General features: G+C 43.4%; 9 protein-coding genes. 8 read left to right on the plus strand and 1 reads right to left on the minus strand.

From position 1 onward, the window contains the following. Positions 1-504, plus strand: a 504-nt coding sequence (locus LGZ98_RS22460) for a sulfatase-like hydrolase/transferase (protein WP_262978615.1), incomplete at its 5' end; no start/stop codon positions are given. Positions 505-1,069: 565 nt separating this feature from the next. Here LGZ98_RS22460 and LGZ98_RS22465 read toward each other — a convergent pair. After that, the gene (locus LGZ98_RS22465) at positions 1,070-1,642 is read right to left on the minus strand and encodes a tyrosine-type DNA invertase (protein ID WP_113042602.1); all 573 of its coding nucleotides are present in this window, start codon (positions 1,640-1,642) and stop codon (positions 1,070-1,072) included. A 682-nt stretch (positions 1,643-2,324) separates the two neighbouring features. Here LGZ98_RS22465 and LGZ98_RS22470 point away from each other — a divergent pair. The 7 genes from LGZ98_RS22470 to LGZ98_RS22500 all read left to right on the plus strand — a co-directional run. Continuing rightward, on the plus strand, positions 2,325-2,864 hold the full coding sequence (locus tag LGZ98_RS22470) for a fimbrial protein (protein WP_113042604.1): 540 nt from the start codon (positions 2,325-2,327) through the stop codon (positions 2,862-2,864). A gap of 83 nt (positions 2,865-2,947) precedes the next feature. Continuing rightward, on the plus strand, positions 2,948-3,496 hold the full coding sequence (locus tag LGZ98_RS22475; RefSeq protein ID WP_113042606.1) for a fimbrial protein: 549 nt from the start codon (positions 2,948-2,950) through the stop codon (positions 3,494-3,496). A gap of 19 nt (positions 3,497-3,515) precedes the next feature. Further along, complete coding sequence (locus LGZ98_RS22480; protein WP_113042608.1) at positions 3,516-6,071, plus strand: outer membrane usher protein; 2,556 nt, start codon at positions 3,516-3,518, stop codon at positions 6,069-6,071. Positions 6,072-6,166: 95 nt separating this feature from the next. Then, positions 6,167-6,910 (plus strand): fimbria/pilus periplasmic chaperone, encoded by a 744-nt coding sequence (locus LGZ98_RS22485; protein WP_113042610.1) that lies wholly within the window; start codon positions 6,167-6,169, stop codon positions 6,908-6,910. Next, positions 6,903-7,493: a fimbrial protein gene (locus tag LGZ98_RS22490; protein WP_113042612.1), complete on the plus strand. Its 591-nt coding sequence runs from the start codon at positions 6,903-6,905 to the stop codon at positions 7,491-7,493. The genes LGZ98_RS22485 and LGZ98_RS22490 overlap by 8 nt, the downstream gene beginning before the upstream one ends. 13 nt (positions 7,494-7,506) lie before the next feature. Then, positions 7,507-7,998, plus strand: a complete 492-nt coding sequence (locus LGZ98_RS22495) for a fimbrial protein (RefSeq protein WP_228902600.1) — start codon at positions 7,507-7,509, stop codon at positions 7,996-7,998. Positions 7,999-8,009: 11 nt separating this feature from the next. Further along, positions 8,010-8,376, plus strand: a 367-nt coding sequence (locus LGZ98_RS22500) for a fimbrial protein (protein ID WP_262978616.1), incomplete at its 3' end; no start/stop codon positions are given.

Below are 8,376 nucleotides of genomic sequence, written 5' to 3' on the forward strand. Positions count from 1 at the left end.
CCCCAGGCGTGCGTCAGAACGAATGGAAAATATGATCTGTTCTTACAATCAGAAGAAATTTCTTGTTATGTCAAGAGCATATCTAATACAGATAAATTGCTTTCTGAAATTGCATCTGAGGCTAATCATCATCATTTAAGATGGACGATGCTTTATTTTTCGGATCATGGTCTTTCTTATGTTGATAAAGGAACCGATCAAGAAAACCTGACACATGATGATGAAAATAAACAGAGTTTTCAGGTGCCGTTTTTTATTACCGGCAGTGATTACTCTTATCGTGAAGAGATAACGGCACAAAGAAGTGGACTGCATTTTCTGACTCTATTTTCTGAGTGGCTTGGAATAAGAGAAAAGAGTATTCCCGATGATTGTAATATGATGTCTAATAGTCAATGTGGTGGGCAAAATAAGATTGTTACCTTTAAAAATGAAGTTAAAGATTATGATGAATTAAATGAAGATCTTCCCGATACACAATTTTTGTCGAAGAATATCAATTGATAATTTATGTTAATTAATCATTGAGTAAAATTAAATGACACAAGGGATTTCTTCTAAAGAAGAGATCCCTTTTATACCCTACGGATTTCAAGATGGATCGCGACGGTAAGGGAGTGAATCCCCGGGAGCATAGGTAACTATGTGACCGGGGTGAGCGAGTACAGCCAACAAAGAGGCAACTTGAAAGATGACGGGTATAAACCATGAAATATTAAAAGTCAGCAGGCTATCACTGGAAAACAGGGTATAATTTCCAGTGATTTTATTTTCTTCATTCCTGAGAAATTATCCATTCATGTAATAATGGAATTTATTATTAAAACTCTCATTAAATACACGTTTTTATTTAATTGTTTTATCTGTTAATTTCCGGAAAAATTATTTTAAAAGTAATTATAAGAAATAATGGGTAGATCTTATCATGTGAATAACCATGTTATCGGATAAAAACCCTCATCAGTATATGGATAAGGATTTTTATAATCGAATGATTGGATGATTTTTTTGTTCCCGAGAGAAATAGTTTCTCATACTACATGTCTTACATAGAAAAGAGATATTGAAATTAATCGAGTCCTTTTGCAGGAGTCTCCCATATTTTGAAAAATCGCTTTACATTGCTTGCGGTGTAAATAACGGTATGGGATATATTGCGATGGCCGAGATAATCTTGAATAAGGCGTGTATCTCTTCCTAAATCAGCGAGAGCATAACCACAGGAATGTCTTAACATATGTGGATGAGGTGAAATATTGACTAATGCTTGTTTGCCATAACGCTTTAATAAACCATAAACTTGTTGGCGTGAAATAGCACCTGATTTTTGTGATAAAAAGACCCACTCTGTATCTGATTCTCTCCAACTCTTTCTAATATTAAACCATTGATTTAAAGCTTTAATTTCTTCTGGTATTAGTGGGTGTGTTGTTGATAATCCCCCTTTTAATCGTCTGACATGAATAATTTCTGAGTTAAGATCAAGATCGGATAACGTTAGATTGCATAACTCGCTCACTCTAAATCCATGAATGAAGCACATTAGTAGCATGCAATAATCTCGCTCGGCATGATATCCTTGACGTGCTTTTTCTAAAATCGCATTAATTTCATATCTGGTTAAAAACTTACGTTTCTTCATGAAAATAATTCCTGTGGAATTGGGGCGGATAGTTATAGGTAGAGAAATAATATTAATCTACCGGAATATATCAATTAATAGAACTTTTATAAAATTATTAGCTGATAACGCTATTTATTTTGGCAAAAATCTATAAATACCGTTTTTAGATAGTTATAAATAGCCATTTTTTAATAGAAAATATCAGCTTGTAAGCTTTGCAATTATATATTTGAAAATTATTTAACAATAAAAAGAAACTAAACAGAATGCACCAAACTGTAAATATGTTCCTATAAAACGACTGATTAAGTCAAATTTTGTGTAATTCCAAATTGCTAATCTTTAACTATTTATAATATATGGATTTTTTTCATTATTTTTTACTATTTTTCATACTTTACCATCAAATTATTGTAAAAAATTAGTGGGTTCATCTGAATTCAATCAAATATTAATTCATCAATTAGATTATAAGTTCAAATTAATGTCTTTTTTAGAGTATTAACTCCGAAATATTGTGCATTATTGGTTTTTTTGACTGAAAAAAACAGTTTGGTGCATTTTGTTTGGTTTAGAAAATATTAATCCGAGATTTTTAAACTATTTTGCGCTGAATATCAGGTGCATGGCGCTGGAGTCCTGCACGGTTATTTTTTATGGTTATGGGTATTTTATCCTTAAATTCAAGGAATTAGTTCACATGAGATTGAATAAATTGGTTATGGCCCTGGGGTTAGGTGTGGCTTTGGCTGCGGGTTCGGTAAATGCAGCGAATCCTAGCCAAGGTCACGGAACGGTGACTTTTACCGGGTCTATTACTGATGCACCTTGTTCTATCACCCCGGAAACGGTTGATCAGGTAGTGCCGTTGGGCTCTATTTCTAGCGCATCTTTGAAAAACGGTGGCCGTTCTTCTTCCACGCCATTCAAAATTTCTTTAGATAACTGTACGACTGAAACGATAAGTACAGTCACCACGACGTTTGTTGGCGCCAAATCTAGCATCGTCGGCGGTGATGGTTTGCTAGGTATCGAAGGAGTTGCTAAAGGCGCGGGTATTGCGCTCACTGATGCGGGCGGTAACAAAATCAAACTAGGTACCCCCTCACCGGCTGTAGCTCTGCATGATGGTAATAATGATCTGCATTTTGCTGCCTATCTTCAGGGTGATACTTCACCTGATGCCGTTGTTCCGGGTAATTTCACCGGCATTGCCAACTTCCAGCTGACTTACCAATAAGTCTTTTCATGCACGGAAACGCTTATAAGGAGGCGGGCGTTTCCTAATCAAAAGTTTTGAATAAGTTTAGCTGGAGAGAAGTCATGAGCCGATATTCTGCCGTTGTTGTAGTGCCCTGCCTGTTAATGTTTTCCTGTGTTATTGAAGCTGAAACGGCTGCTCCACAAGGAACGCAAGGATATGGTCGCGTTAGCATGCAAGGCACCATCATTGATACGGCCTGTGCGATTGATGCAGGTAGCCGTGACCAGACGATTGAGTTAGCCACGATCCCGGTAAGCCGGATGATACATGATGAACGGGGAGCCGTGCGCCCCTTTTCCATCCGTTTGATTAACTGTGTACTGACTTCTGCCGCCTTGGGTAAACCCGATTGGCGCCACTTTCAGGTGATGTTTGATGGCGTGCGGGATGGGAACAATTTCCGGTTATCTGGTGTGGCTCAAGGAGTGGCATTACAAATTACAGACATATACGGCAATCAGGCGTATCCGGGAACTCCACTACCGGTGGGGGACTTACAGGCAGAGCAGATGAAGCTTAATTACGTGATGCGATTGGTGGGTAATCGCCAGTTATTGCAAGCGGGGCAGTATCGAACCACGGTTCGGTTCAGGCTGGATTATCACTAATCATCGATCTGGGAATGTTATGGCTTTGTTTTTGGGTTTGACCACTGAATATGACAGGGTGGTCTCGGTTCGGTGTGTCCTGAAACCTCTTATTGTTTCGGTACTGCTTGCGTTAATGGGGACTCATGCGGTGTATGCGGAAGAGGAAATTGAATTTAATACGGATGTATTGGATGTTCAGGATCGTTCTCGGATTAATTTAAAAGAGTTTTCCCGTGCGGGTTATATCATGCCGGGGAATTATCAGATGGCGGTGCGTCTGAATAAAAGCGAACTGCCGGAGATGCCGGTGACTTTTATGGTACCACCGGATGATCCGAAGGGGAGTGTGGCGTGTTTGCCGCCTGAGCTGGTGAAGCAGTTGGGGCTGCGGGCGGAATGGGAATCAAAGATTACCTGGTGGAACAATAACCAGTGTCTGGAGACTAAAACGCTGCCTGGCATGACAGTGCGCGGTGATTTGAGCAGTGACACGTTATACCTGAGTGTGCCTCAAGCCTATCTTGAATATAACTCACCAGACTGGGACCCGCCGTCACGTTGGGATGAGGGGATTTTCGGAATGATGTTTGATTATAACGTCAATGCTCAGATCTCTAAGCCGGCGAAGGGAAGTGAAAATCAGAATGTCAGTGCTAATGGTACGACTGGGATAAATTTGGGGGCGTGGCGCCTGCGGGCAGACTGGCAATCACAGTATAACCATGTCACGGGGCGGGCAGGGAGCACAGAGAAAAACTGGGATTGGAGCCGTTATTACTTGTACCGGGCAATCCCACATTGGCAGGCTAAGCTAACGTTGGGTGAGGATTACCTTAATTCAGATATCTTTGACAGCTTCCGTTTTACCGGTTTGAGTCTGGTGACGGATGACAATATGTTGCCTCCGAACCTGCGAGGCTATGCGCCAGAGGTGACGGGGGTAGCGAAAACCAATGCCAGAGTGACTATTCGTCAGCAGGGGCGGGTGTTGTATGAAACCCAAGTTGCGCCAGGTCCATTTCGTATTCAGGACATCAATGATGCAGTGAGCGGCAAACTGGATGTGCGGGTAGAGGAGCAGGATGGCGGTTTACAGGAATTTCAGATCGATACTGCGAATATTCCCTATTTAACTCGTCCGGGCCGGGTTCAGTACAAACTGGCGGCGGGTAAGCCGACTAACTGGAAACATCACAGTGAGGGATCGGGCTTTGGTATTGGTGAGTTTTCCTGGGGAATAAACAATGGTTGGTCGCTGTACGGTGGGATATTGGGGGCCGGGAATTATAACGCGTTGTCATTGGGGGTTGGGCGTGATCTGATGGTCTTTGGCGCTCTTTCCTTTGATGTCACTGAATCCCGCGCCGATTTACCGGCTGAGGACCAAACGTTGATTGGTGGCTCTTATCGTCTCAGTTATTCCAAGCGTTTTGAGGAGTATGACAGTCAGGTGACTTTTGCCGGTTACCGTTTCTCGGAACGTGACTTTATGAGCATGAGTCAGTATCTGGATCGCCGTTATCACGATGGTGATGCGGAGAGTAATAAAGAACTTTACACCATTATGCTCAATAAGCAGTTTACGCATATTGGTACCAGTATCTACTTAAATTATAGCCACCAGACTTATTGGAACCGTTCGAATAACGATCGCTATAACTTATCGATATCACGTTATTTTGATATTGGAAGTTATAAGAATATTAACCTGAATCTGTCTGCTTACCGTAATAAATATGAAGGTAAAAATGACGACGGGATGTATATGACGTTATCCCTGCCGTGGGGTAATTCAGGAACTGTCAGTTATAACGCCATGGTCAACCGGGAAGGTAACTCCCACACGGTAGGTTATTACGACCGGATTAATGAAAACAGTAACTATCGTTTAGCGGTTGGCACCAGTATTGATGGCAAGGCTGCGGCTAACGGTTATTTAACCCATTACGGCGATCGTACTCAACTGACGACCAGTGCAAGTTATCAGGATGGGCGTTATACCACGGCGGCGCTTTCTATTCAGGGAGGGATGACCATGACGCCGAAAGGCGCGGCACTGCATCGCATTAATATGCCGGGTACCACCCGTTTGATGGTAGATACCGATGGTGTCGGTGGCGTACCGGTGAAAGGCTTCGGCGCGATTACTCATACCAATATGTTCGGTAAGGCGGTGATCTCTGATGTGAACAACTATTACCGCAACAGTGCGAGTATTGATTTGAACAAACTGCCGGACAATGTGGAGGCAATCCGGTCGGTACAACAAGCGACACTGACGGAAGGGGCGATTGGTTATCGTAAATTCCAAGTGATATCCGGTGAAAAAGCGATGGGTATGATCCGCTTGCCGGATGGTAGCACGCCGCCGTTTGGGGCGACGGTACTGAATAAGGATCAACGGGAGATCGGTATTGTCAGTGATGGTGGGAACACCTACTTGAGTGGGATAAATCCGGGAGAGAAACTGGATGTGCGTTGGGATGGGGAATGGCAATGTGTGATTGAGCTGCCACATCAATTACCAAAAGTAGAAGAGATGGCTTCGTTATTACTGCTCTGCCAGTTAGCCGACGGCAATAAACAGCCATAACTTTCATTGACTGGCAGAGTAAAAACCTTGTTGCTGTCACCGAAGTGTATCGCGGTGACCTGTAATGATTATTCTAAGAATGAGTAATTGAGAGCATGAAATTGAAGAAGACAATCAATGTAGTCACGATCGCTATCCTAAGTCTGTCGGTGATCAGTGAGGTAATGGCGGCGATTGCGCTGGATCGTACCCGGATCGTGTTTAACGGTGAGGACAAATCCACCAGTATGGATATCAGCAACCAGAACAAAGAGTTGCCGTATCTGGCTCAGGGCTGGATAGAAGATGAACAGGGTAACAAAATCAATGGTCCGTTAGTGGTGACGCCACCGGTGCAGAGGGTGGAGCCGGGCGCTAAGAGCCAGGTGAAAATACAGTCACTGCCAACAATCGCGCAGTTACCACAGGATCGGGAAAGCGTGTTCTATTTTAATTTGCGTGAAATTCCGCCACGCAGCAAGAAACCGAATACCTTGCAGATTGCGCTACAAACCCGGATCAAGCTGTTCTATCGTCCGAAAGCCATTGTTGCCAGCCGTACCGATTTGGATAATCCGTGGCAAGAGAAGATGACTTTGACGCGTCGTGGGGACCGATATCAGGTGAACAACCCGACACCCTATTACATCACCGTGGTGGATGCAGCAAGCCAGCTTAAAGGTAAAACGGTGGCGGACTTTAAGCCATTTATGATAGCGCCCAAAAGTAATGCGGTGCTGAGTGGTAGTGCAGGGGCATTAGGGAGTGCGCCAGTACTGACGTATATCAATGATTATGGCGGCCGGCCGCAATTGACCTTTAGTTGTGCCGGCAACCATTGTCAGGTGAATTATGACTAATTCTCTGTGTTTTCTTTCTCTGTGTTCTTTGCGAATAAAAAGACAGTATCGCAGGCAGAAAAAATGGAGCGTATTACTGTTTGGCTGTTTGCTGAGTGTAAATGCTCAGGCTGATTTGCTGACAAAAAGGGGAAATATAGCAGCAGGACCTGTCAGTAATTTTGCGGGTAAAACACCGGTCAATATTTACGGCGTGGTTATCGCACCTCCACCTTGTGTGATTAATAATGGTAATACTATTGATGTAGATTTTGGCGACGTGATGATTACCCGGATTGATGGGATTAATTATATGCAACCCGTCAAATACACCGTGAAATGTGAAAAAATGCCGGCTAATGCAATGAAAATGATGATATCGGGTAACACTGCCAGTTTTGATCCAGCGGTGTTGCAAACCAATCACACTGGGCTTGGTATTGCTGTCATTCATAACGGACGAAAATTGCCCGTCAATGACTGGATGAAATTCAACTATCCTGATTTTCCTGAGTTACATGCGGTGCCGGTAAAAGATATGGCTACGGTATTGCAAGGCGGCGACTTTGGCGCGGGTGCGACCATGATGGTTGAATACCAGTGAACGGGGACATGCAATGAACTATTTTATCTATCGTGTTTTCTGGGGTGCGTGCTTGGGATTAATCAGTGTGATGCCGGGACGGGCAGCCGATAATATGTGGTTTCACGGCACGCTGCTTGAAGCGCCCTCTTGCGTGATTAATGACGATAATATGATTGATGTCTATTTTGGTCACAATGTTGGCATCTATCAGGTGAACGGGGTGAATTATACCAAGCCCGTGAATTATCAGTTGGTATGTGCGCCTAATATCTCAGGTTGGAGTTTAGGATTGACGGTGATTGGCTCACCAACCTCATTTGATGCCGCCGCGTTGCAAACCAATATTACTGATTTAGGCATTCGTCTGACGTTGGATGGTAAAGCATTCACCCTTAATGAGCGTATTCCGGTGACATCACAGAAACAGCCGGTGATACAAGCGGTGCCGGTGAAAAAACCAGGAAGTACGTTGCCGGAAGGGGCATTTGAAGTGACGGCGACATTGCTGGCGGAATACCAGTGAAAGGAAACTCAATGAAATATTTAAAATTATTCGTGTTGCGTGTTGGTTTTATGGTTATTGCTGCCACGGTTTATGGTCATCAAGGGGTACAGGCTGAGGATAATATGCGTTTTCACGGCGCATTGGTTAAAGAACCTTGCACGATTAAATCGGGTGATGAGAATATCCAACTCGATTTTGCAACAATGTCTGAAAAATATTTGTATCTTCATGGCAGGACCCATAGCGAACCTTTTCTGCTCAGATTATCTGGTTGCGATATGAGTGTGGGCAAATCGATTAAACTGACATTCAGTGGCATGGAAAATACGCAATTGCCGGGCTTATTAGCGTTAAGTGCTGGGAGCCAAGCCGCTGGGATTGCCATTGGTATAGAAA

It is taken from the genome of Photorhabdus kayaii (genome assembly GCF_025384895.1).
Classification (GTDB): Bacteria; Pseudomonadota; Gammaproteobacteria; order Enterobacterales; family Enterobacteriaceae; genus Photorhabdus; species Photorhabdus kayaii.